The 22,635-nt window shown below is 40.1% G+C and carries 23 protein-coding genes; 15 read left to right on the plus strand and 8 right to left on the minus strand.

The features are described from left to right. Positions 1-25 precede the first annotated feature (25 nt). Positions 26-673, minus strand: a complete 648-nt coding sequence (locus AC1M9D_RS00925) for a response regulator transcription factor (RefSeq protein ID WP_092766732.1) — start codon at positions 671-673, stop codon at positions 26-28. Then, positions 664-2,151 (minus strand): PAS domain S-box protein, encoded by a 1,488-nt coding sequence (locus tag AC1M9D_RS00930; protein ID WP_481607786.1) that lies wholly within the window; start codon positions 2,149-2,151, stop codon positions 664-666. The genes AC1M9D_RS00925 and AC1M9D_RS00930 overlap by 10 nt, the downstream gene beginning before the upstream one ends. A 392-nt stretch (positions 2,152-2,543) precedes the next feature. On the opposite strand from AC1M9D_RS00930, the gene AC1M9D_RS00935 reads away from it, so the two are divergent. The 5 genes from AC1M9D_RS00935 (at position 2,544) to AC1M9D_RS00955 (ending at position 5,963) form a co-directional block, all read left to right on the plus strand. Further along, positions 2,544-3,431: a DMT family transporter gene (locus tag AC1M9D_RS00935; protein ID WP_092766734.1), complete on the plus strand. Its 888-nt coding sequence runs from the start codon at positions 2,544-2,546 to the stop codon at positions 3,429-3,431. Positions 3,432-3,601: 170 nt separating this feature from the next. Continuing rightward, positions 3,602-4,087, plus strand: coding sequence for an urease accessory protein UreE (gene ureE, locus AC1M9D_RS00940; RefSeq protein WP_481607843.1), 486 nt, complete (start codon positions 3,602-3,604; stop codon positions 4,085-4,087). Continuing rightward, complete coding sequence (locus AC1M9D_RS00945) at positions 4,074-4,739, plus strand: urease accessory protein UreF (protein WP_481607787.1); 666 nt, start codon at positions 4,074-4,076, stop codon at positions 4,737-4,739. Before ureE ends, AC1M9D_RS00945 begins: the two co-directional genes overlap by 14 nt. 22 nt (positions 4,740-4,761) lie before the next feature. Continuing rightward, positions 4,762-5,376, plus strand: a complete 615-nt coding sequence (gene ureG, locus AC1M9D_RS00950; protein ID WP_092766737.1) for an urease accessory protein UreG — start codon at positions 4,762-4,764, stop codon at positions 5,374-5,376. Positions 5,377-5,393: 17 nt separating this feature from the next. Further along, the gene (locus AC1M9D_RS00955) at positions 5,394-5,963 is read left to right on the plus strand and encodes a HupE/UreJ family protein (RefSeq protein ID WP_481611308.1); all 570 of its coding nucleotides are present in this window, start codon (positions 5,394-5,396) and stop codon (positions 5,961-5,963) included. Between the two features lie 55 nt (positions 5,964-6,018). On the opposite strand, the gene AC1M9D_RS00960 is transcribed toward AC1M9D_RS00955, so the two are convergent. Then, positions 6,019-7,929, minus strand: a complete 1,911-nt coding sequence (locus AC1M9D_RS00960) for an ATP-binding cassette domain-containing protein (protein ID WP_481611309.1) — start codon at positions 7,927-7,929, stop codon at positions 6,019-6,021. 34 nt (positions 7,930-7,963) lie between these two features. On the opposite strand from AC1M9D_RS00960, the gene AC1M9D_RS00965 reads away from it, so the two are divergent. The 4 genes from AC1M9D_RS00965 (at position 7,964) to topA (ending at position 12,657) form a co-directional block, all read left to right on the plus strand. Further along, complete coding sequence (locus tag AC1M9D_RS00965) at positions 7,964-8,209, plus strand: SlyX family protein (protein WP_035266784.1); 246 nt, start codon at positions 7,964-7,966, stop codon at positions 8,207-8,209. A gap of 112 nt (positions 8,210-8,321) precedes the next feature. Then, on the plus strand, positions 8,322-9,332 hold the full coding sequence (locus tag AC1M9D_RS00970; RefSeq protein ID WP_481611310.1) for a hypothetical protein: 1,011 nt from the start codon (positions 8,322-8,324) through the stop codon (positions 9,330-9,332). 204 nt (positions 9,333-9,536) lie between these two features. Further along, positions 9,537-9,986, plus strand: a complete 450-nt coding sequence (locus AC1M9D_RS00975; RefSeq protein ID WP_035266779.1) for a hypothetical protein — start codon at positions 9,537-9,539, stop codon at positions 9,984-9,986. 31 nt (positions 9,987-10,017) lie between these two features. Then, positions 10,018-12,657 (plus strand): type I DNA topoisomerase, encoded by a 2,640-nt coding sequence (gene topA, locus AC1M9D_RS00980; protein ID WP_481611311.1) that lies wholly within the window; start codon positions 10,018-10,020, stop codon positions 12,655-12,657. 55 nt (positions 12,658-12,712) lie between these two features. On the opposite strand, the gene AC1M9D_RS00985 is transcribed toward topA, so the two are convergent. Beyond that, the gene (locus AC1M9D_RS00985) at positions 12,713-13,228 is read right to left on the minus strand and encodes a hypothetical protein (protein ID WP_481588666.1); all 516 of its coding nucleotides are present in this window, start codon (positions 13,226-13,228) and stop codon (positions 12,713-12,715) included. A gap of 134 nt (positions 13,229-13,362) precedes the next feature. On the opposite strand from AC1M9D_RS00985, the gene AC1M9D_RS00990 reads away from it, so the two are divergent. The 6 genes from AC1M9D_RS00990 (at position 13,363) to AC1M9D_RS01015 (ending at position 18,650) form a co-directional block, all read left to right on the plus strand. Continuing rightward, on the plus strand, positions 13,363-14,505 hold the full coding sequence (locus tag AC1M9D_RS00990; RefSeq protein WP_481611312.1) for a glycerate kinase family protein: 1,143 nt from the start codon (positions 13,363-13,365) through the stop codon (positions 14,503-14,505). Positions 14,506-14,607: 102 nt separating this feature from the next. Further along, positions 14,608-16,596, plus strand: a complete 1,989-nt coding sequence (locus AC1M9D_RS00995) for an ATP-dependent helicase (RefSeq protein WP_481593293.1) — start codon at positions 14,608-14,610, stop codon at positions 16,594-16,596. 80 nt (positions 16,597-16,676) lie between these two features. Then, positions 16,677-16,928, plus strand: a complete 252-nt coding sequence (locus AC1M9D_RS01000; protein ID WP_035266766.1) for an RNA recognition motif domain-containing protein — start codon at positions 16,677-16,679, stop codon at positions 16,926-16,928. Between the two features lie 296 nt (positions 16,929-17,224). Further along, on the plus strand, positions 17,225-17,551 hold the full coding sequence (locus tag AC1M9D_RS01005; protein ID WP_481591569.1) for a hypothetical protein: 327 nt from the start codon (positions 17,225-17,227) through the stop codon (positions 17,549-17,551). Between the two features lie 194 nt (positions 17,552-17,745). After that, positions 17,746-18,249 carry a DUF6586 family protein gene (locus AC1M9D_RS01010; RefSeq protein ID WP_481611313.1) on the plus strand — a complete coding sequence of 168 codons (504 nt, stop codon included), beginning with the start codon at positions 17,746-17,748 and terminating at the stop codon, positions 18,247-18,249. Between the two features lie 122 nt (positions 18,250-18,371). Continuing rightward, positions 18,372-18,650, plus strand: a complete 279-nt coding sequence (locus AC1M9D_RS01015; protein WP_481611314.1) for a hypothetical protein — start codon at positions 18,372-18,374, stop codon at positions 18,648-18,650. Positions 18,651-18,686: 36 nt separating this feature from the next. On the opposite strand, the gene AC1M9D_RS01020 is transcribed toward AC1M9D_RS01015, so the two are convergent. From AC1M9D_RS01020 to AC1M9D_RS01035, 4 genes are all read right to left on the minus strand, one after another. After that, positions 18,687-20,405: a cation:proton antiporter gene (locus tag AC1M9D_RS01020; protein WP_481611315.1), complete on the minus strand. Its 1,719-nt coding sequence runs from the start codon at positions 20,403-20,405 to the stop codon at positions 18,687-18,689. Between the two features lie 151 nt (positions 20,406-20,556). Continuing rightward, a complete protein-coding gene (rpmG, locus tag AC1M9D_RS01025; protein ID WP_001205031.1) occupies positions 20,557-20,712 on the minus strand; it encodes a 50S ribosomal protein L33 in 156 nt (51 codons plus the stop codon). A gap of 12 nt (positions 20,713-20,724) precedes the next feature. Next, a complete protein-coding gene (rpmB, locus tag AC1M9D_RS01030; RefSeq protein WP_000048256.1) occupies positions 20,725-20,961 on the minus strand; it encodes a 50S ribosomal protein L28 in 237 nt (78 codons plus the stop codon). A gap of 165 nt (positions 20,962-21,126) precedes the next feature. After that, complete coding sequence (locus AC1M9D_RS01035; RefSeq protein ID WP_035266754.1) at positions 21,127-22,575, minus strand: coniferyl aldehyde dehydrogenase; 1,449 nt, start codon at positions 22,573-22,575, stop codon at positions 21,127-21,129. Between the last annotated feature and the right edge of the window lie 60 nt (positions 22,576-22,635).

A 22,635-nucleotide genomic window follows, 5' to 3' on the forward strand; every position in this document is an offset into this window, starting at 1 on the left:
CATTTTTCTCCCGCTCAGGCGATGGTTAACCCATCGCCGGTATTGAGCGATCACGACACATCAAGACCATATTGACGATCTGTGCGATAGATTCAGTTCCTAATTTCTGACGAATATGAGTGCGGTGAATTTCTACTGTTTTATGGCTGATATTCAACATTTGTGCGATATGTTTACTCGAAAGTCCATCGACCAATAAATTTATAATCTCACTTTCTCTTGGTGATAAAGATTTCAATTTAATCATCTGTTCTTGACGTTTTTCTTCTTCAATAAAGTCTTGTTCAGCAAGTTGCAGACAGGCTTGGATTTGATTAAGCATATGTTGTGGATTAAAAGGTTTTTCTAAAAAATCAAATGCCCCAGCTTTCATCGCATTGACCGACATTGGAATGTCGCCGTGGCCAGTCATGAAAATGATCGGCATACGGGTTTTTTGTTGGTTCAATTGTTGTTGTAATTGCAAGCCACTCATTCCTCGCATACGAATGTCAAGAATCAAACATGCAGGCGTTTGCGGGCGCTGATAATTCAGGAATTCAGTAGCACTATTGAATGTTTTTGTTTCGAGTTGCACGGAATCGAGCAACCATGTGAGTGAATTACAAATGTCTTGATCATCATCTATCACATACACAATGGGCTCGGGAACATGAGAATTGGTTAAATACATTTTGTACGCTCCTGTGCTGCCAGAGAGATATTAAAAATAGCGCCGGACTCACCTTCACAGACCCATAAATAACCATGATGGTTTTCAATGATGCTTCGAGACAGAGTTAAGCCAATACCCATGCTGTTGTTTTTACTTGAATAGAAAGATTCAAAAATTTGTTCTGGATTTTGCCCTTCGAGTCCAGGCCCATTATCTGCAATTGCAATTCGAGCATGTTGGTTATGTTGCCAAGTGCGGATATAAATGTCCCTTTCACCCTCAGGGTTAGTTTGTAGAGCATCGACCGCATTGAAGACGAGATTGATAATGACTTGGCTAAAGAGCGTTTCATCTGCTGATATAAAAATAGGCGAAACACTTAATTCATAATGGATGGTACATCCACCTTGATCTGCTTTAAGCTTAATCAAAGGATGTAACTCTTGAATAAGATGACTCACAGAATGAATCTGGAAATTCGCTTCGCCTTTACGTAAAAAGCTTCTCATGCTGTGAATAATGCCATTAACGCGATGTGTTTGATTTAAAGCAGCATTGAGGGCATCAAGAGTCTCTTGTGTGTTGGCTAAACCGTTTTGAATGCGAATAATACTACCTCCGACGTAATTGTTGAGTGCAGCCAGTGGTTGATTTAATTCGTGGGCGAGTGCTGTAGCCAGTTCGCCCATCGTTTTGCAACGTGACATATGACCAAGTTGCTTTTCACGAGCACGTGCTTTTTCTTCAGCCTCAATACGCTCAGTGATATCACGATAATTCACCAATATGCCCTGAATATCAGGGTGATCTAATAAGTTACGATAGGTTGCCTCGTGGTGTCGCCATTTTCCATTGTGGTGCAAGATTTTGTAATGAATCACACTAAGTGCACGTTGTTCTGTTTTTTTAAATAGAAGCTGTCTGACTTTAATACGATCATCAGGATGAATTGCAGTTAACACATTCTTATTGAGTACAAAGCGATCCCGATAACCAAGAATACCTTGTAATGATGGGCTGGCATAAAGTAGTTTGCCTTGTAAGTCGAGAATAGCAATCCCATCTCCCGAATGCTCAAGCAGCATTTTGAAATATTGATCTTTAGACTGTAGAGCATATTGATACTTTTTGATTTCGCTGATGTTACGTACTAGAGCGAGAAGCTTTGGTTCATTTTCAATCTCAACTTTTTTAAGACATACTTCAACTGGGATATGACGTTGGTCTTGAGACTCTATTAACCATTCAAATGTGATTGCTTCGTCTGTTGTAGTGGCGGCCTGTTGAACTTTTCGGAGTGCATGATGCAAATCAAAACCATGTTGAAAAGCACTGATCTTTTCAACGTTCATTTGTGTCAATTCAGATTTACTATATCCAGTAAGTTCTACAGCGGCTTCATTGGCATCCATAAATTGGACACTGCCAATATCATGTACAAAAATTGCATCGCCCGCTTTATCAAAAATAGTTTGATAATATTGTAAGCTGGTCATTGTAGGTCCTTACCTGAGATGGCTTCCGGCTATCGGGTATAGGGTGAAATATCGTCACTGATAAATCATTTTTTTTATAAGTAAATACTGCATTAAGGGGCAGCATCTTGCAATTAGACTTAGGGTCTAATTACATACTTTTAACATATAAAAATATTCATGTGAAAAATTTATCAGTGATCTCAATGTTATGCAATTTAGATACCATGTTACTTCAACTGATTTAGGTGACAGTTACACGAGGAATGTTAGCTCAAAAAATATCATCTTTTTATCTAACGAATAAAATCAAACTTTATGCTATCTACATACAATCCTTTTTTGATTAGTCATTACACTGGATGAGGCATAGAATAAAACCCGTCAGTCCTACTCATTAAAGTGATATTTTTATGGCGTTCAGTTGGATTCTCTTTACCCTCATGGCTGCTTTTATGCAGGCTTGGCGCAATGCCTTTCAAAAACAACTGAGTACCACTGTCGATGTATGGGGCGTGACCCTTGCACGCTTTATCTTCGCCTTGCCTTTTGCATTGATTTATTTGAGTAGCCTTTATCACTTTTCACCGGTAACAGCGACTGTTCAATTTACGACAAAATATTGGGTTTATATTTTTATCGCAGGCATTAGCCAAATTTTAGCGACTGCGTTAATGGTGCAGTTGTTTAAGCAAAAAAACTATGCCATTGGCGTGGGACTGGCTAAAAGTGAAGCGATCTTAGCTGCAATCATTGGCGTTGCTTTTCTCTCTGATCATTTGTCATGGTTGGCATGGTTTGGGGTGTTACTGGGTGGTTTTGCTGTGTTTCTGTTGAGTCGGGGACATGGTTTTACTGGATTTTCACCCAAAACACTGATGATTGGCATCGGAAGTGGTTTGTGTTTTGCTATCACTTCACTATTGGTCAGAGAGGCCAGTCTTGAACTAACAATGTTGCCAACAATTCATCGCGCTGCATGGGTATTACTGTCGGTGATTGGCTTACAATGTTTGAGTATGCTTTTGTATCTCAGTTTATTCAGTCATCAAACGTTGCTGGCGATGTGGCAACGTCTAGGACTGACCTTTAAAGTCAGTGTATGTAGTTTTATGGCATCTCTCGGATGGTTTACTGCCATGAGTATGATGAGTGTCCCAGTGGTGAAAACACTTGGTCAAATTGAAATCTTATTTAGTTTGTTGATCTCCGCTTATTTCTTTAAAGAAAAGTTAGCGAAAGCCGAACATTGGGGATTAGCCTTAGTTGTGATAGCGGCAATCTTGGTGATCTGGGCTTAAACATTTTTATAGATCATTGAATATTCTTTAATAAGAAGAAGGGGATGCACCAATAGATTTCATGTTGGCATGAATAATGCTTAATTTTGATGCGTAAATGGATTGATGTTGAACAAGACATTTCGCGAGTTGAAATTAAAGCAAAGTATTCAAGCGACAATAGGAAAGGCATGAAAATCTATACTCAAAGAATAGAAGCAGTGACAGAAGATCAAGCTTTCGAAACTGTGCAACTCAACTTTGATACACGACAAAAGAGCCGTTTTCGTGCAACTTTAGTTTCAGGGTGCGATATTGGTGCAGATTTACCGCGCACAGGCATTCTTCGCGGAGGATCATTTATTGCAACTGAAACAGGTGACTTACTGCGTGTGGATGCATTGCCTGAACGCCTGATGTGTGTCCAAGCTTCATCTGAATTTGAGCTTTTGAAAGCAGCCTATCATTTAGGGAATCGTCATGTCCCTCTTATGCTCACGCCTAGTGCACTATATTTTGAACCTGATCATGTCTTAGCCGAAATGGTCGAAGGATTGGGTTTACTGGTCACGGAAGTGGATCATCCATTTGAGCCAGAAAGTGGTGCTTATGCTCAGCATGCACATGATCATCGTCTAAGCCCAATCAAAGCGATTCATGCTCATGCGCAACACTAATGCAGTTCATTTACTCAAACTGTTAACTTTGTCCTCTACAGCTTTGCCTGTAGGCGCTTATTGCTATTCGCAAGGTGTTGAAAGTGCGATCGATCAAGGTTTGATTCATGACGAGCAATCCAGTATTGCGTACTTCGAAGAAGTTCTGGAAATGCTTTTAGTTCGTTTTGAGCTACCTGTATTGAAGCGTTTGATGCAGGCCCATGATAATGAACAGCAGTTTAATCATTGGGCGCAGTTGTATCGAGCCAGTCGTGAAAGTCGTGAGTTATTGGCTGAATCGCAGCAGTTGGCATTTTCCTTGAACGCATGGATTAAAGATGTATTGAAAATGCCCGTTACGGTCAAAAAACAACTTGGATTTGTACCCGTATATGCTCAGTTATGTGGGCGATTGGATCTGAATATCGAAGATGTTTTAACGGCGTATACGTTTACTGTTTTAGAAAACCAAGTACTTGGCGCAGTCAAAACTGTGCCGCTCGGTCAGATGAGTGGTCAACGGATTTTGTGGCACTTACATGGACTCGTCCCTCAGGCCATCGAAAAAGCATTGCTTTTAGACGATACGCAACTCAGCAGCGCACTTCCTCAGTACGCCATGCTCAGCATGTCACATGAAACCCAGTATTCGCGTCTATTTAGATCTTAAAAATTATCATAAGGAATCAATCATGTCAGAACGTTCTCCTTTACGTGTTGGAATTGGTGGACCAGTCGGTTCAGGTAAAACAGCACTTACCCTGAATTTATGTCGTGCCTTACGCCATAAATACAATATGGCGGTGGTGACCAATGATATTTACACCAAAGAAGATTCCAACTTCTTAACTCGTCATGAAGCCATGTCACCCGATCGTATTGTGGGGGTGGAAACTGGCGGTTGCCCGCATACGGCTATTCGTGAAGATGCTTCAATCAATTTGGCAGCGATTGATGACTTATGCGAAAAGTTTGATGGTCTAGAGTTAATTATCATTGAAAGTGGCGGTGATAATTTGGCAGCAACGTTTAGCCCTGAACTGTCTGATCTGACGCTATATGTGATTGATGTTGCTGGTGGTGAAAAAATTCCACGTAAAGGCGGTCCAGGCATTACCAAGTCTGACTTACTGATTATCAATAAAACAGATCTGGCGCCAATGGTTGGAGCGAATTTGCAGGTGATGGATCAAGATGCCAAGCGTATGCGAGGAGATAAACCGTTCTTGTTTTCAAACATGAAAACTGAAGATGGTTTAAACGAGATTATCAGTTTTATTGAAAAACAAGGTTTATTCAAAGCTTAAACAAGAGGGCTTAAAGGATGAAACAATGCAATAAATTCGGTCTATTCATTCTGGCAAGTGTTCCGAGCCTTGTAATGGCACATCCAGGCCATCATCACCATGACGCTAATTTTTGGACGGGCTTCATTCATCCGTTTACAGGATTTGATCATTTGATGATGGCACTCAGTTTCGGCGTTTTGATGTGGAGCATGTCTAAAATTTGGAAGATGATTGGGGCATGGGGCTTGCTTACAGCGCTCGTTGCTGGATTCAGTTTAGGTGCGCATGGAATTATTCCGAATGGCGTTGCAGAAATTGGAATTGTAGGTTCATTGTTCATCTTAGCTGTAAGTTTATGGACCAAATCGAACAGAATTTTTCCAGTTGCAGCAGTGTTTCTATCAGTTTTTCATGGTTCAGCACACGGAGCTGAATTAGCGATGAATGGAAATGTTGGCATTCAGATTTTAGGCATGATTACTGCCATGGCAATGATTTATGCTCTTGGACTGGGTTTAGGGGCATTGATGGTGAAATTTGTTCCACAAGGTAAAAAGATTGTAGGTGCGCTAGCAGCATTGGTTGCAGTAATTGGTTTAGCGTGATCAATCTTGACAAAAAAAACTCCGCAAGCGCGGAGTTTTTTATTTACTAGGGTAATCAGCTACCATTCGCAAGACTTTCAAGCGCTTCCCAGCGTTCTAATTTCTCTAAAAGTTGCTCATCAATTTCAGTAAGTCGAATTGAAAGTTGAGTTGCTTTGTCACTATCTGACACAAATAAAGAACCATCTGCTAAAAGTGCATTAATCTCGGCTTGTTCCTTTTCCAAAGCTTCCATTTCAGCAGGAAGTTGTTCTAAAGCACGCTGATCTTTATAGCTTAGTTTAACTTTTTTAACTGCGGGTGCAGGGGCTGCTGCCGCTTCAGCCTTTGCGGCTGCTTTTTTCACCGCAGATTTTTGATCGACTACAGTTTGATCAGGACGTTGCATGAGGTAGTCTTGATAACCACCGACATATTCATCGATATTGCCTTTGCCATCGAATACCCAAGTTGAAGTCACAACATTGTCCATGAAGGCACGGTCATGCGAAATAAGAAGCAATGTTCCTTTGTAATCGCTGAGCATCTCCTCAAGTAGTTCAAGCGTGACCATATCCAAGTCATTGGTTGGCTCATCCATCACGATGAGGTTCGATGGTTTAAGCAGTAATTTCGCCAATAAAATGCGGTTACGTTCACCACCAGAAAGGGCTTTTACAGGCGTACGAGAACGTTCAGGTGAGAACAAGAAGTCTTGTAAATAGCTATAGATATGACGACGCCCGCCATTGATATCGACAAAGTCTGACCCTTCAGCCACATTATCTTTTACTGATTTTTCAAGATCGAGTACATTACGGAGCTGGTCAAAATAAGCCACTTCGAGTTGAGTACCTGTTTTGACCGTGCCTGAATGTTCTTGTTGACCCAAAATTGCTTTGATCAGCGTGGTTTTACCGACACCGTTGTCACCGACTAGACCAATACGGTCACCGCGTAGCACCAATGCGTTAAAGTTTTTGATAATTGGAGGATTGTCGCCAAATTGCACACTGAGGTTTTCAATTTCGAAGACCACTTTGCCTGAACGTTGAGCATCTTGGGTGGCCATGCTCACTTTGCCTTGCTGCGAACGGCGGGCTTTAGATTCTTCTCGTAATGCTTTTAAGGCACGCACACGACCTTCGTTACGGGTACGACGTGCTTTAATACCTTGACGAATCCAAACTTCTTCTTCTGCTAACTTTTTATCGAACAGCGCATTTTGTTTTTCTTCTGCTTCCATCTGTGCAGCTTTGAGTTCGAGGTAACGTGAATAGTTCCCTTCATAACTGCGTAAGATGCCACGATCCAGTTCCACAATACGTGTAGCAATACTGTCTACAAATGAACGGTCATGCGAAATGAAGAGTAATGTTAGATTATTTTGATCGAGTAAGAATTTTTCTAACCACTCGATACTTTCAACATCTAAATGGTTCGTTGGTTCGTCGAGTAACAAAACATCAGGTTGGGTGAGTAGTGCGCGTGCAAGAAGTACACGACGTTTACGACCACCTGAAAGATTAGCTAAATCAGCATCAGGATCAAGTCCCATTTTACTGAGGATTGAATTCACTTTAGTTTCAAGTGCCCAACCATCTAATTGATCCATTTTATGTTGCAAGTTACCCATGCGATCGCAAGCTTCCATATCGCCGAGTACACAAGCTTCGCTTGCTTCGTGATAAGCTCTAAGAACAGAAGCTGCTTCACCTGCGCCATCTGCCACAATATCTGCAACACGTCCCGAGTCCATTGGCACGTCTTGAGCCAGCATAGAAATGGTGATGCCATTTTGCAGGGAAACTTCACCAGCATCAGGCAATAAACTTCCATCAATGAGTTTAAGTAAAGTAGACTTACCCTCACCATTACGGCCAATCAAACACACTCGTTCGCCGCGCTCTAAACTAAAATTCGCGCCGTCGAGTAAGTACGGTCCACCAAATGCGAGTTGGACGTCCCTTAAGGTAATATAGGCCATAATGTTTCCTGAAATCCCCTGATGAGGACTTATAATGTCGAATCAAAAAAATCTAAATGAGCAGGCGTCATTTTCCGCACCCATAGAAGATTTGCAAGTCCGAATTGCATTTTTAGATGAATTAGTTGATCAGTTAAATATTCAAATTGCATTACAAAGCCGTGAAATCAGCGATTTAAAGAAACAAATGCAAATTTTGTATCAACGTGTTGAAGCTACTCATGCTGACGATGGTGTTGCTCCATTTGATCCAATTTTGGATAAACCGCCACATTATTAAGACGTGACATAAATACTGATTATTTATCAAGAAGTATGCGTAAATAGTTTGACCTTTGATATGAAGGTCGTTGTAATAGTCTTTTCACTTGCCGAATTCTGAATCTTATCCTATGAGCGCTAAAGTTGTCCTAATAGATCTTGAAAATAACATGCCGACTTCGACGTTATTTCGGGAGATTGTGCAACATTACACCACGACATATCTATTTCATTCGAAAGGGAGTTTTCATTACAGTCTCACTGATTTGACTGAATTTTCGAGTTGGATTAGTAGTGGTCAAATTGTCATTTTAGAAATGCTTGAGGCAAAAGAAAAAGAATTTGAGTACGCTGTGATTGTGGGGCAAATCTTGGCATTGGTTGAGCATGGCGCAGAAATTGATGTGATTTCTGCACGAGACTGTAGCACCATGTTGGCTGACATGATGCGAGCTTCTGGTATTCAATGTAATTTGATACAGGTACAACCAGAGCAACCTGTGTCAAAACTCAAATACAACGTGCCTTCAGTTGAAACTATTCGTCAAAATTATGATTTATTTAGAGTAAAGCAATATTGCGATGTTGTGGTTCGTATGGAAGGGAAGCCAAACACTTTAGCTAAGCTTAAAAACTCGATCGAGAATACGTTGCGAATAAATGACGAGCACAGCGCTAAATTGATTGGCATGCTCATTAATTTAAAGGTGATTAAAAAAGAAGGTGAGCAAATTTCCTTTCGTAAAAAGGTATTAAAGCAGTGGGCTCAATTGGATATGAATGTTGATGAAGATGTAGTAGCAGACCACAAGCTTGGTCAGGTAGATGCGTTATTGGCGAAGCTACATATCGAAGCAAAAGACATTTTAGCTGAAATTGAAGAGTCACAAGACATTCAACATATTCAGAGTGATTTGTTTAAAAATTTTGAAAAAATAGATCCTGTCCAGCTGGAAGTCATCCAAAAATTGAATGCTTTAAAATCCGGAAAGCCTAAAGATATTTATGAACTGCGTGATTTATTAGAACAACTATTTCCAAAATCAGATGTGCGGTTATTGCTTAAGGAAATGATTGATAAAGGATATATTTATTGGAATGGTCATGAAGTACTTTATAGCCATGAGATGTTTTTGAACTAAAAATGCCTAGGAAAAAAGCGATGATTTTATCGCTTTTTTTTTTATTTCAGTTGCACTGTGCTTAGGTGAGTTATACCACATCATGCCTTATTTGGTTCAGGTCTCAATACTGGTTTCATGCCGCTATAAATCGTATTTTTAATTTTCAACTTGCCTTTTATATTCGGCTTATGCAACTCTAATATAAGAAGCAAAAGGTGAACTATGGAAAATGCTGGACTTTGGATAACGATTCTTATCGTTGTTTTTGTGCTGGGCTCGATCTTCGGATTACGTGTAAATCCAAGAGAAAAAGCTTTGGGGATCATGCGTGAGAAAGCGCGAAAAATGGGATTACACCCGCGTTTGATTGCTGCACCTTCATGGACCAATATTCCAATGGCATCAGAAAATCGTGCCAGTATGGTAGCGTATTACAGCGTTATCATTCCTGATGGTCGCCTACCTTTAATGCGCGCATTGGTTGAAAATGAAAAACTTAAGGTTGTTCACGGGAATGAGAAATTTAATGATTTCCCCATTGCATTAAAAGGGATTTATGCTATTGATATGCAGTCTAATTGCGTCGGTTTGTACTGGAAGGAAGAAGAAGATCTTCATGCTACACAACTTGATGAAATGAAAGCACTTTTACACAAATTGGCTGAAATTTAATTTTTTAATCTTATAGGAATAACGGTTCACTATGGCGAATGCTCCTAAGTCCACATCCAAAAGCGCTACAGCTCAATCGTCAGAAGCTGGAAAAAAACGTGCTTTAGTGATCGTCGAGTCGCCTGCTAAAGCGAAGACCATTAATAAATACTTAGGTTCAAACTACATTGTGAAATCATCTGTGGGTCATGTCCGTGACTTACCAACAGGTGCTTCAAAAAGTACGGAAAAGAAACCAGTAACACGTACCAAACAGACTGCTGAAGAGAAAGCTGAAAAAGCTCAACAGGCACTGATCAATCGTATGGGGGTAGACCCTGAGCACGGTTGGAAAGCACACTATGAAGTGCTTCCTGGTAAAGAAAATGTTGTTTCAGAACTGAAAAAGCTTGCTTCGCAGGTTGACGAGGTCTATCTCGCAACCGATTTGGACCGCGAAGGAGAAGCGATTGCTTGGCATTTAAAAGAAGTTATTGGTGGTGATGACTCTCGTTATAGACGTGTGGTTTTCAACGAAATTACTAAAAATGCCATTCAAGAAGCATTTAAACAGCCTGCTCGTTTAGATATTGATAAAGTCAATGCACAACAAGCACGCCGTTTCCTTGATCGTATTGTTGGCTTTATGATTTCACCACTATTGTGGGAGAAGATCGCACGTGGTTTATCTGCGGGTCGTGTACAGTCAGTTGCTGCGAAACTTGTGGTTGAGCGTGAGCGAGAAATTCGTGCTTTTATTCCTGAAGAATATTGGCAAGTTTTTGCAGATACCAAATCTAAAAAAGATGATATTCGTTTAGAAGCAGTCAAACAGTCAGGTAAGACATTAAAACTTCAAAACAAAGCACAAACAGATGCTTTATTGGATGTCTTAAAAGAAGCTGAATTTAAAGTTGCTGCCCGTGAAGATAAACCGACCAAAGTTAATCCGAGCGCACCCTATATCACATCGACCTTACAACAAGCAGCAAGTACTCGACTTGGTTTCTCTGTAAAGAAAACGATGACGATGGCACAGCGCTTGTATGAGGCGGGTTATATCACCTATATGCGTACCGACTCTACATTCTTGAGTGATGATGCGGTCAATATGGTACGTGGACATATCGAAACCGAGTATGGTGAAAAATATATTCCTGCAAAGCCAAACCGTTTTGGAAATAAAGCAGGTGCGCAAGAAGCCCATGAAGCGATTCGTCCATCAAACGTCGCGTTGAAGGGTGATCAGCTTGCAGGCGTAGATCGCGATGCTCAGCGTCTATATGATCTGATTTGGCGTCAGTTTGTTGCATGTCAAATGACACCTGCTGAATATTTGTCTTCGACAATCTTCGTCGATGCAAACGGTGTAGAGCTTAAAGCTAAAGGTCGTACTTTGGTATTCGATGGCTTTACGAAAGTACGTGGTCAGAACAAGTCGGATGATGATGTTTTACTGCCTGCTGTGAAAGTGGGTGAAGTTCTACAACTTCAAAAGTTAGATCCTTCGCAACATTTCACTAAACCGCCTGCACGTTTTACAGAAGCATCATTGGTGAAAGAGCTTGAGAAAAAAGGCATTGGTCGTCCTTCAACTTACGCAGCGATTATTTCAACGATCCAAGATCGTGGCTATGTGAAATTGGATAACCGTCGTCTCTATGCAGAGAAGATGGGTGAAATTGTTACAGATCGTTTGGACGAAAGTTTTAACAACTTAATGAATTATGCATTTACTGCAGATTTAGAAGGTCAACTGGATAAAGTTGCAGATGGTGAGCGTAATTGGAAAGAGTTATTAGATAGTTTCTATGGTGATTTTAAGAAACGTCTGACTACTGCACAGGGTGAAAATGGCATGCGCCGTAATCAGCCTGTTGAAGTTGATGCTGTGCATTGTAAAGAATGTGATCGTCCGATGCAGATTCGTACCGGTACCACAGGTGTATTCTTAGGTTGTTCTGGCTATAACTTACCACCGAAAGAACGTTGTAAAGGCACACTTAACTTAACGCCAGTAGAGTCCTTGGCTGCATTATCTGATGATGAGTCTGCAGAAACCGCAGATTTAATGTCGAAAAAACGTTGCCCAATTTGCGAAACAGCAATGGATAGCTACGTTATTGATGGTGGCCGTAAACTTCATATTTGTGGGAACAACCCAGATTGCGAAGGTTTTGAACTTGAAGAAGGTGAGTTCAAAATTAAAGGGTACGATGGTCCAACAATTCCATGTGACAAATGTGATGGTGAGATGCAGTTAAAGACAGGGCGTTTTGGTCCTTATTTTGCCTGCACAAGCTGTGAAAATACACGTAAAGTATTGAAGAATGGTCAACCAGCACCTCCTCGTGTCGACCCGATTAAAATGGAACATTTGCGCTCAACGAAACATGACGACTTTTTCGTATTACGTGATGGAGCAGCAGGCTTATTCTTAGCAGCAAGTAAATTCCCTAAAGTGCGTGAAACTCGTGCTCCTAAGGTTGCGGAATTGCGTACGGTTGCTGAACAGCTAGATCCAAAGTATCAGTTTATTCTGCAAGCGCCAGATACTGACCCTGATGGAAACCCAACTTTAGTGAAGTTTAGTCGTAAAAATCAAGCGCAATATATTGGTTCTGAAACGCCTGAAGGTAAACAAACGAAATGGTCTTTGATTTACCAAGATGGTAAATGGATTGAAGCTTAACGTTTAAATAACAGAAAATGCTGACTTAGGTCAGCATTTTTTTATGACATTAAATTTATTGTCTTACACATACTCTTGAGAGATTTTCTATTTCTGTATCAAATAGAATGAAATTCGCAATCATTTCTTTGTTATCGAGTTTTTTAATTAGTAATTTCACAGCATCAGGATCAGCTAAAGCTGATTTAAGGTTTAATTGCTCTTCAACTTGAGCATTGTCTATTTCAAATTTCAGTAATTTATTTTGATCAATTGTGAGTATATGTTCTTGTAAACTCCATTGAGCTTCAGATTGGGTATAAGCAATTGCTTTCTCGTTATCTTTAATAAAGGTCATTTGATTTTTTTCAAAATATTGACCATTTGGTTTGAACTCAGACACTATTTCGCTTTTCGCAGCATAACCCATGTAATCCATTTCTTCAGTACATTTCCATTTGGCTGAAAGTGCTGATAATTGAATATTTTCACTACTGTGTGAATTGGTTGCAGACGAGCTGGTAGCTTGATTACATACAAAAATGAATGTACACAGCACTAAAGTTTTTTTAAATATTTGATATTTTTGCATTGTTATACCGTTATTTTTTTTGGGGAATTGTAAGTTTATTACAATATATATAAGGGTTCTATTTGAAAAATTGAAAATCTCAATGTAATAAATAAGTATCTGAATTAATTTAAATATGAGAATAGCAATAAAGTATGCAGCAAAGGATAGAAACTTTTATTTTGGCTCCCGACTCTTTCAAAGAAAGCATGCCTGCTGAGCAGGTATGCATGATTATGAAAAATGCAATCCATAAAGTCTTACCCGATGCACAATGTATTTTGAATCCAATGGCAGATGGTGGTGAAGGAACCATTGATGCATTGGTCATGGCAAAATCAGGATTAAAAATCGCGTGCGAAGTACAAGGTCCATTCGCTGATCAGCGTGTCATGACTCATTTTGGATTAATTGATCAGGGACAAACAGCAGTCATTGAAATGGCGAAAGCCAATGGCATTCATCTCATACCACCTCATTTAAGAAACCCTTTGTTCACTAATACTGTAGGAACAGGGCAACTGATTGCCGCAGCTCTCGAATTCGGTGTGAAAAAGATTATCATCGGATTAGGTGGGAGTGTGACCAATGATGGTGGTGCTGGTATGGCGCATGCTTTGGGCGTGAAATTTATTAATCAATATCATGAAGCATTTGAGCCAACAGGTGGAAACTTAAACCAAATCGATTCCATTGATGTGTCACAACTCGACCCAAGATTGACTAAAACAGAAATTGTTATCGCTTCAGATGTAAACAATCCATTATGTGGTCCACTTGGCGCATCGTATATTTTTGGTCCGCAAAAAGGGGCTACACCTGAAATGGTGCAAGTATTAGACCTTAACTTATCGCACTTTGCAGGGGTGGTAGAGCAGCAGTTTTTAGTCGATTTACGTCATCGATCTGGTGCTGGTGCAGCAGGTGGTTTGGGATTTGGTTTGATGGCATTTACAGGCGCAGATATTCGATCGGGTGCTGAATTAATCATTGAGGAAACTCAATTGGCTGAAAAAATTGCGCAAGCTGATTATGTATTTACGGGTGAAGGGAAAATTGATACTCAGACTCAATTTGGTAAAACCCCATTTGCCGTTGCTCAAGTCGCATATCGGCACAACAAGCCTGTATTTGCATTCGCTGGTAGAGTTGGTGAAGGGGTGGAACCATTGTACGAACAAGGGTTTCATCACATCTGTAGTATTAATCCACTGGATCAAAGTTTGTCAGAATCCTTGAAAAATGCAGTTCAGAATTTAGATTTAACGGTACAAAATATCGTAAGGCAGTATATCTAATTCTCTATGTAAGTGGGCTTTGAGGTTTAAAACTGAAGCGTGTTTGTATTTTCTAAATCTAGCTCTGTTAAACTATTGTTATTGTAAAATTGATGAGTAGCGATGAGTTTAGACAGCCTGATTGATGAATTAAATCCTCAACAAAAACAAGCTGCAACCACAGAAGCCTTACATAGTTTGGTGTTGGCGGGTGCGGGCTGTGGTAAAACCAAAACGATTGTGGCACGTGCTGCTTATCTCATTGATCAAGGTGTACCCGCCAATCAAATTCAAATTTTGACGTTTACGCGTCGTGCTGCCAGTGAAATCGTGGCGCGTGTCGAATTGGCACTCGGTGAACAAGCAAAAGGATTACGAGCATCAACATTCCATACTTTTTGTATGTACTTGCTGCGTCGTATACCAAAAGCTTTCGGCTTAGCGCAATTCTCAATTATTGATCGTGATGATCAACTCATGATGTTTCGTTTGATACGTGGTAAAGATGATAAGAAGAATCCCAATCAGCTCCCGAAGCCTGCTGAATTATGTGATCTGTATTCATATGCTAGAAATACGCGTCAAAAGCTAAGTGTTGCCATAGAAAAGCAAATGCCTGAATTCTTAGCAATGAAAGACCTGATTGCAGAAATCATGAAAGAATATGAAACTCGAAAGCAGGCACGTAGCTTTCTTGATTATGACGATATTCTTGCGATCGTGGCATCAGCTTTAGCACAGTCTGAGGGTCTAGTCGATTATGTGGCTTCGATTTGCAGACATATGCTCGTGGATGAAATGCAAGACACCAATCCATTGCAATGGGCGCTGTTAGATCCTTTAAAGGATCGAGTAAGTTTGTTTTGCGTCGGTGATGATGCTCAATCGATTTATGGTTTTCGTGGAGCAGATTTCGAAAACATTCATCACTTTAAAGAGCGTGTGCCAGAAGCTCAAATTTTTAAATTAGAAAAAAACTACCGATCTACTCAAGAAATTTTAGATTTATCAAATTGGTTGCTTGATCAAAGTGAGATTAAATACGACAAGCGCTTAAATGCGTATCGAGGTACAGGCATAAAGCCTAAAATTCATATTTTCCCGAATGAGTTTGATGAAGCAAAATGGATTGCCATAGATATTAAAGAGCGACATTTACTTGAGGGAAGTCCTTGGCGCGATCATATGGTTCTGGTACGTTCAAGCTTTGCAGCTCGTCATATTGAAGCAGCTTTCATTGCAGCCAATGTCCCATATCGGTTTATTGGTGGTATGAAACTTCTTGAAACTGCGCATGTTAAGGATTTACTGAGTTTACTACGGGTCATTGCCAATCCTTCAGACGATATTGCATGGATGCGGTTTTTGACGCTTTGGGATGGGGTCGGTGATGTTGGCGCAAGCCGTTTAGCGCAACAGTTGTTACAGGACCCTCAAGATGATGTCATTGCGGAAAAACTAGAAAAATTTGGACGTATTCCTGCTGAGGCTCTACTCATTATGAAGCAGTTGAATGTGTTAAAGACTGAAGTTCAAGCTTGCGTAAGCTTGGCAATTCAGGCAATAGAAATTCAGTTGAGTGAAAATTACAAAAAGGATTGGGGGCGTCGTCAAGGAGACTTTGAGTTGGTGAAACAGTTAGCTTCAAAACATACTCAGTTAAGTGAGTTTTTAGAAGCCTACGTGCTTGATCCAGTTTCAATCAGTGAAATCGAACGCCAGTCAGATACTGATGTTGTTACCTTGATCACGATACATTCTGCTAAAGGAACTGAACAAAAAGTTTGTTACGTGGCGAATGTGACACCTGGTCAGTATCCACATGCAAGAGCTCAAGGGGATTTTGATGAAGTTGAAGAAGAACGCCGTGTGCTTTATGTAGCACTTACCCGTGCACAAAATGAATTGATTTTAACCAAGCAAAATTTGGTGACGTGGGCAAGGGAACAAGTTGATGAGCAAGGACGAAAAGTTGAAAGCTATTTTCTTAATGATCTTTCAAGACATTTGTGTACAAGTGAAACACATTATAAAACCAGACAGCAAACGGTTAAGAGTGCTTTGATTGAGCGACAGTCGATTAATTTAGATTTTGGGATTGATCTCGATTAAACTATCTAGATTGTTTCATACAAAAAGTAGAGTAGGCGCGTACTTTTTGGTTTTTTTGCCTATCTTCTTAAGGTTTTTTCATGAAAATTTTAGTTCGTAACTTAGAGCGCAGCATTACTGAAGCTGAGATTCTGGAGTTATTTCAGCAGTTTGGAACAGTAGACTCATGTACATTGGTATTAGATGCTGCAACAGGCAAATCGAAAGGATTTGCCTTTGTTGAAATGCCACATGGCCGTGAAGCTGTGAAAGCAATTAAGGGGCTGAACACCCGTAAAGTTAAAGGTGCAGGTATTCGAGTAAAAGCTGCAGACGAAAAGCCAGAGGCATAACTTGATGTCTAAATAAAGTAGGAGCAGTTATTGCTCCTTTTTATTTGATATTTTATTTAATTTTACTAATAAATATGAATCTTTTTAGCTTTTTTGACCAACTTTTGTACTTTGAAGAGTTGACATATTTTTGAAATGTATTTCTGTTGTATATTAATATTTTTATTAAAAACATACACTTAAAATCACATTTATATACAAATTATTGTGAAGTATAACTTAATAATAGATTGAATAAGTTTGAGTGAAGTGTGTAGTATAAAAGCTCCATTATAAAACCCCAAAAGGTTATAAAAATGTCTATTCAAGAATTAAATCATCTAGAAACAGAAATCGTATCAGGTGCAGGTACGTTAATCGGTGACACGCTTCAAAACGCATCAAACCTATTTTCGAGCACATTGAATGTTCAAGCTCCAATTTGGAAGCCATTGAGCCTAATTCCTGGTGTTGGTACAGTTCATCAAGCAATTGATGTTGGCTTCCTTGCGATTTCAGAAGGTCTTTACAGGGCTGGAACACTGTTAGGTGGCGATCAAGATCAGGTCAAATTTCATTATGACAATGAAAAAGGCGATGGGACTTATAATCCATTAGGAATTTTTAAGGGTATTGTTCGCTAATATAACCTTAGATTCATTCGAAAGGGTCAGCCATGCATTTGGCTGGCTTTTTTATTTAAGCAGTATGCATTAATAATCAGGCTTTCAATCAATCTTGTTGATCTAAAATTAATCTTGATTTTTTTCTTAAAAGCATTGCGTGATATGGCGTCAACATTTAAGTTGTATGACATAAATGTTGTTAGGAAGTTTTCATGTCTCGTGTTGCTCGTTTTCATGCAGATCGCACTAATCAAAAACTCTATTTTGCCCGTCTATCATGTCAGCAAGCAGAACAGACAGAGCATATTCAACAAGCTCAAGCCCATCGTGAAGCGGCAGTCTTTCATTTGCATGGAGCAGTCTTGGCATTTTTGCAAGAGTTGGTTCGTTATTACCGTTTAAATGATTTTTCACCTACATTAAAATCTATTGAAGAGCATATGGCCGCTAAAGGGCAAGTTTCTCCGGAAATCACCGTGTTACAGCATCTTGCAAAGGATGGTTTTATTGCAGAACTAAAGCGCGCTTATCGTATGTGCCAGTATGCACCTGAACCAAGTGCACCAGAACCTGAGGATGAGACTTCTTCAAATCTTATTATTAAAGTCACGCAGACACCTCAAGCGTGGTTGCCAGACATTCAAATTCTTCGAGAGTGGCATCGTGACTTAACCCATCTTATTGACGGTTTTCGTAACGAAATGGTTGAGTTTTAATTGTAATCATGACAGTTTTAAACGATTAGACTTGAAATATAAATTTTAGAACTTATATAAAATAGTCTAAGCTATGCAAAGTGCATTCAGCATTTTGCCACCATGTGAATCATGGAGGGTATATGTCTATAGAGCAATTGAAAGAATTATTCGGAACACAAGAAGCAATTTTAGAATTGGTGCAACTTGAGAATGGCGAGTTAGCGCTTCGTCACGCTGCATCCGAGGATGAGCCACTTGTGAAAATTCAATTTAATGATGAAGTGAAAGCTTTATTAGGTGATCATATGCCTTTGATTGCCCAACACATGATTCAGGCTGCGTTATTTGCACTTCTCGAAAAACAATCGAATGAATGGCATGCGGAAATCGTAGATGAAAAACCACGGTTTTATAGCTAAGAAAAAACCGCGCAAATAGCGCGGTTTTTATTTTACTTAGTGAGATGGTGCATGATGATGTGCGATTTCAATTTGATTTAGAATATGATTGCTCATGTTCTTCGCCATTTCTTCCTTCGCGTAATACACTTCACCAATTTCATCTGCACGTATTGCTTCAGCTTCTTCTTTACTTTCTGCACAGATCAAAACTTGAATCTGTGGATTCAGAAGTTTGGCAGTATCTACAATCTTATGAATATCTAAAATATCCATCGGCGAGATAATTAAAAGCCTCGCATGTTGAATATGTGCTTGAATTAATACGCCTGGTTCTGTTGCTGAACCTGATACTGCAGCAATATCTTTTGCGCGTAGTTTTTCAACAATTTCTCGGTTTTCTTCAGCAATCACCACTTTGATGTTATTTTCCATCAGTGTTTTCGTTAAGCGACGTCCAACTTCTCCATGACCGACCATGACCACTTGATCGCGCAGGTAGTCCTGTGAGACCTCGTCAGGTAACATCGCCAATGGATCACCACTACGCTCAAGCAAACGAGCCAAATGCGAGCGCTCACGAATCCATTTCTGTACGGGTTCAATGGCTGAAAATAAAACAGAATTGAGCGAAATAGAAAATAATGCCCCGGCTAAAATCAAGTTTTGAGCTTCAGGGGTTAATAATCCTATAGATAGACCGAGTGTTGCCAATATAAATGAGAACTCACCGATTTGAGCGAGTGAGGCACCTACTGTAAGTGCGGTATTTAATGGATAGCGGAAGAACAAAACCAGCGCCATTGCTGCTAATGTTTTTCCGATCATGATAATGCCAATCACAGCCAGAATATGAAATGGTTCTTCAACGATAATTGTTGGGTCAAACAACATTCCGACAGAGACGAAGAATAGGATGGAGAATATCTCACGCAGTGGTAACGTTTCTTCTTCAGCACGATGACTGAAGTCAGACTCTTTAACCACCATCCCAGCAAAGAATGCACCTAATGCCATTGAAACGCCAAAAATCGCATATGAACCATAGGCAATGGATACGGCTGCTGCAACCACAGTCAGTGTAAATAGCTCGCGAGAACCCAAGCGTACGACAAACTGAATAATTTTAGGGATGAGGCGCTTACCAATAATCAGCATAAAGGCAATAAAGCCCGTAACTTTAAGTAAGGTTATTCCTAAAGTCACAAAGACATTTTGATCTGGATCAGCGCCTTCCAGTGCTGTTCCGCCAAGGAGTACAGCTGTAGCGGGTAATAAAACTAATGCGAGCACCATGACTAGGTCTTCGACGAGTAGCCATCCCACAGCAATTTTTCCATTGACTGAATCCAGTAAGCCTCGGTCACCTAAAGCTTTTAGGAGTACCACAGTACTCGCACAAGATAAGCTTAAGCCAAACACCAATGCTGACCCAAAACTCCATCCCCATAGCATGGAGACGCCAATCCCGAGGATGGTAGCCACTGTGATTTGTAAAATTGCACCAGGGACAGCAATACGCCGAACTTGCATTAAATCTTTCAGTGAAAAGTGCATCCCGACACCGAACATCAAAAACATGACACCCAGTTCTGCGAGTTGATTGGCTAGTGTGATATCGGCGACGATACCGGGGGTTTTGGGGCTAATAATAATGCCGGCAATGAGATAGCCAACAAGAGGGGGTAGACGTAAACGTGCGGCGATAAAGCCAAAAATAAGGGCTAAGCCAAAACCAACCGCAAGCAATATAATTAAATCTACATCATGTGGCACTAATCACCCCTTAAATATTTATAAATTATGAATTGGCTTTTGAGCTGTATAAGCATAAAAAATGCCAAACTGAGATTAAATTTTAACAACCTGAAGAAAAAAAAGGCAAAAAAAACGACCCAATGGGTCGTATTTTTTTAAAGAGCTAAAATTATTTGATTTTAGCTTCTTTGAAGATTACGTGTTGACGGATTTTTGGATCAAATTTTTTGATTTCCATTTTTTCCGGCATAGTACGTTTGTTCTTAGTAGTGGTATAGAAATAACCTGTACCAGCAGAAGAAACTAGGCGAATCTTATCACGCATTTTCGTTGCTCCTTAGATCTTTTGACCTTGAGCACGTAGGTCAGCAACAACCTTTTCGATGCCCAATTTGTCGATAATACGCATACCTTTAGTAGTTAGACGAAGACGTACGAAACGTTTTTCGCTTTCTAACCAAAAACGGTGGTGGTGCAGGTTCGGCTCGAACCGGCGCTTAGTTTTGTTGTTGGCGTGTGAGACGTTGTTACCAACGACTGGACGCTTGCCGGTAACTTGGCAAACCTTAGACATGGTGTAACTCCATTGATTTAGCCAACAGCAAACCTGTATGGCCAGTCAAAATAAAACGGATTGAATTCATTCAAGGGGCGTTTTATATCAAAAATACGCTTAAAAGACAAGCGAAATTGATAAAAACAGGGCATGACCTGTTGTGATAGATCATGCCTTGATCATTTAACGAAGAAAGGCTTTACGGATAAGACTAGGGATCGGTCTATTAAACGGAGGCAGTACGTATTTCAAGCTGAATAGCTTTGGAATAGACATGACTGAGCGTTCATTTGATAAACTGAAGAAGCCTTCGGGACCATGGTATCTGCCCATACCAGATGCACCAACGCCACCGAAAGGTAGATCATCTTGTGCAACATGAGTAACAACAGCGTTTTGACCAAAGTGTCCAGAGTGAGTACGTTGCGAAACGTATTCTGCTCGAGCATCGTTAAAGTCGAAATAGTATAATGCAAGTGGACGTGGTCGGTCATTAATAAACTCGATAACTTCGTCTATTTGATCATATTCTAAGATTGGTAAAATTGGACCAAAGATTTCGTTCTTCATAATTTCCATATCAGGGCTGATATTGGTCAGAAGGGTTGGCGCTATTTTACGTACAGAAGCAAGCTCTTCTTTTAATGGGTTAATTTCAGTGACTTGAGCACCATTTTGAATCGCATCTTCTAAGTAACCTTGTAAGCGTTTATTTTGCTTATCGCTCACTATAGAGGTGTAATCTTGGTTGTCACGTAATGTTGGATACATCGTTTTCGCAACGGTTTCAAACTGGTGAATAAACTCTGAAGTTTTACCACGTGGTAGGAAAATATAATCTGGTGCGACACAAGTTTGACCCGCATTCCACAATTTACCGAATGCAACACGCTCCGCGACATCCTTTAAGTCAATTGAAGGGTGCACGATAACTGGTGATTTACCACCAAGTTCTAGAATAACTGGAACTAAGTTTTCAGATGCTGCTTTCATCACAGTCTTACCAACATTGGTAGAGCCTGTGAAGACTAATTTATCAAATGCAAGATGACTGAATGTGTCAGAGATTACGCCACCACCTGTAACAACGGCAACTAACTCTTGTGGGAATGCTTCAGATAGAGCATTTTGTAATACATAACCAAAATTACGTGAGGTGCTTGAAACTTTAATCATGGCGTGGTTGCCCGCTGCCAAGGCACATACTAATGGGCTAATCGCCAATAATAAAGGGTAGTTCCAAGGGGAAATGATACCGACAACACCCAAAGGTTGATACTGAACCCAACCTTTTGCAGGTTGATGTAAAATACCGATATGGCGTTTAGAAGGCTTCATCCACTCTGTTAAATGTTTGCTGTAATATTTGATTTGCTCGAGTGAAGTGAGCAGTTCACCAATTTTAGTTTCAGAAACCGAACGATTACCATAATCTTGGCTAATTGCTTCTGCAATTTGGTCCTGATATTTAATCAAAACTGCTTTAAGACGAGCCAAACGTTCAATACGCTGTTTTGCTGTCGGGTTCGGATAACGTCGATAGGCTGCTTTCTGAAGCGCTAGAAGATCATGTAAATGCTGAACTTCCGATGCTTCAGTCGTCATTAAATTTGTTTTTGTTTGACTGTTCATGACCAGTACCACTAATGTAAGGGTTGATGTGATTTTTATTTTTAGAGTAAATACTCTAAA

Source organism: Acinetobacter sp. ANC_7682 (assembly GCF_056779795.1).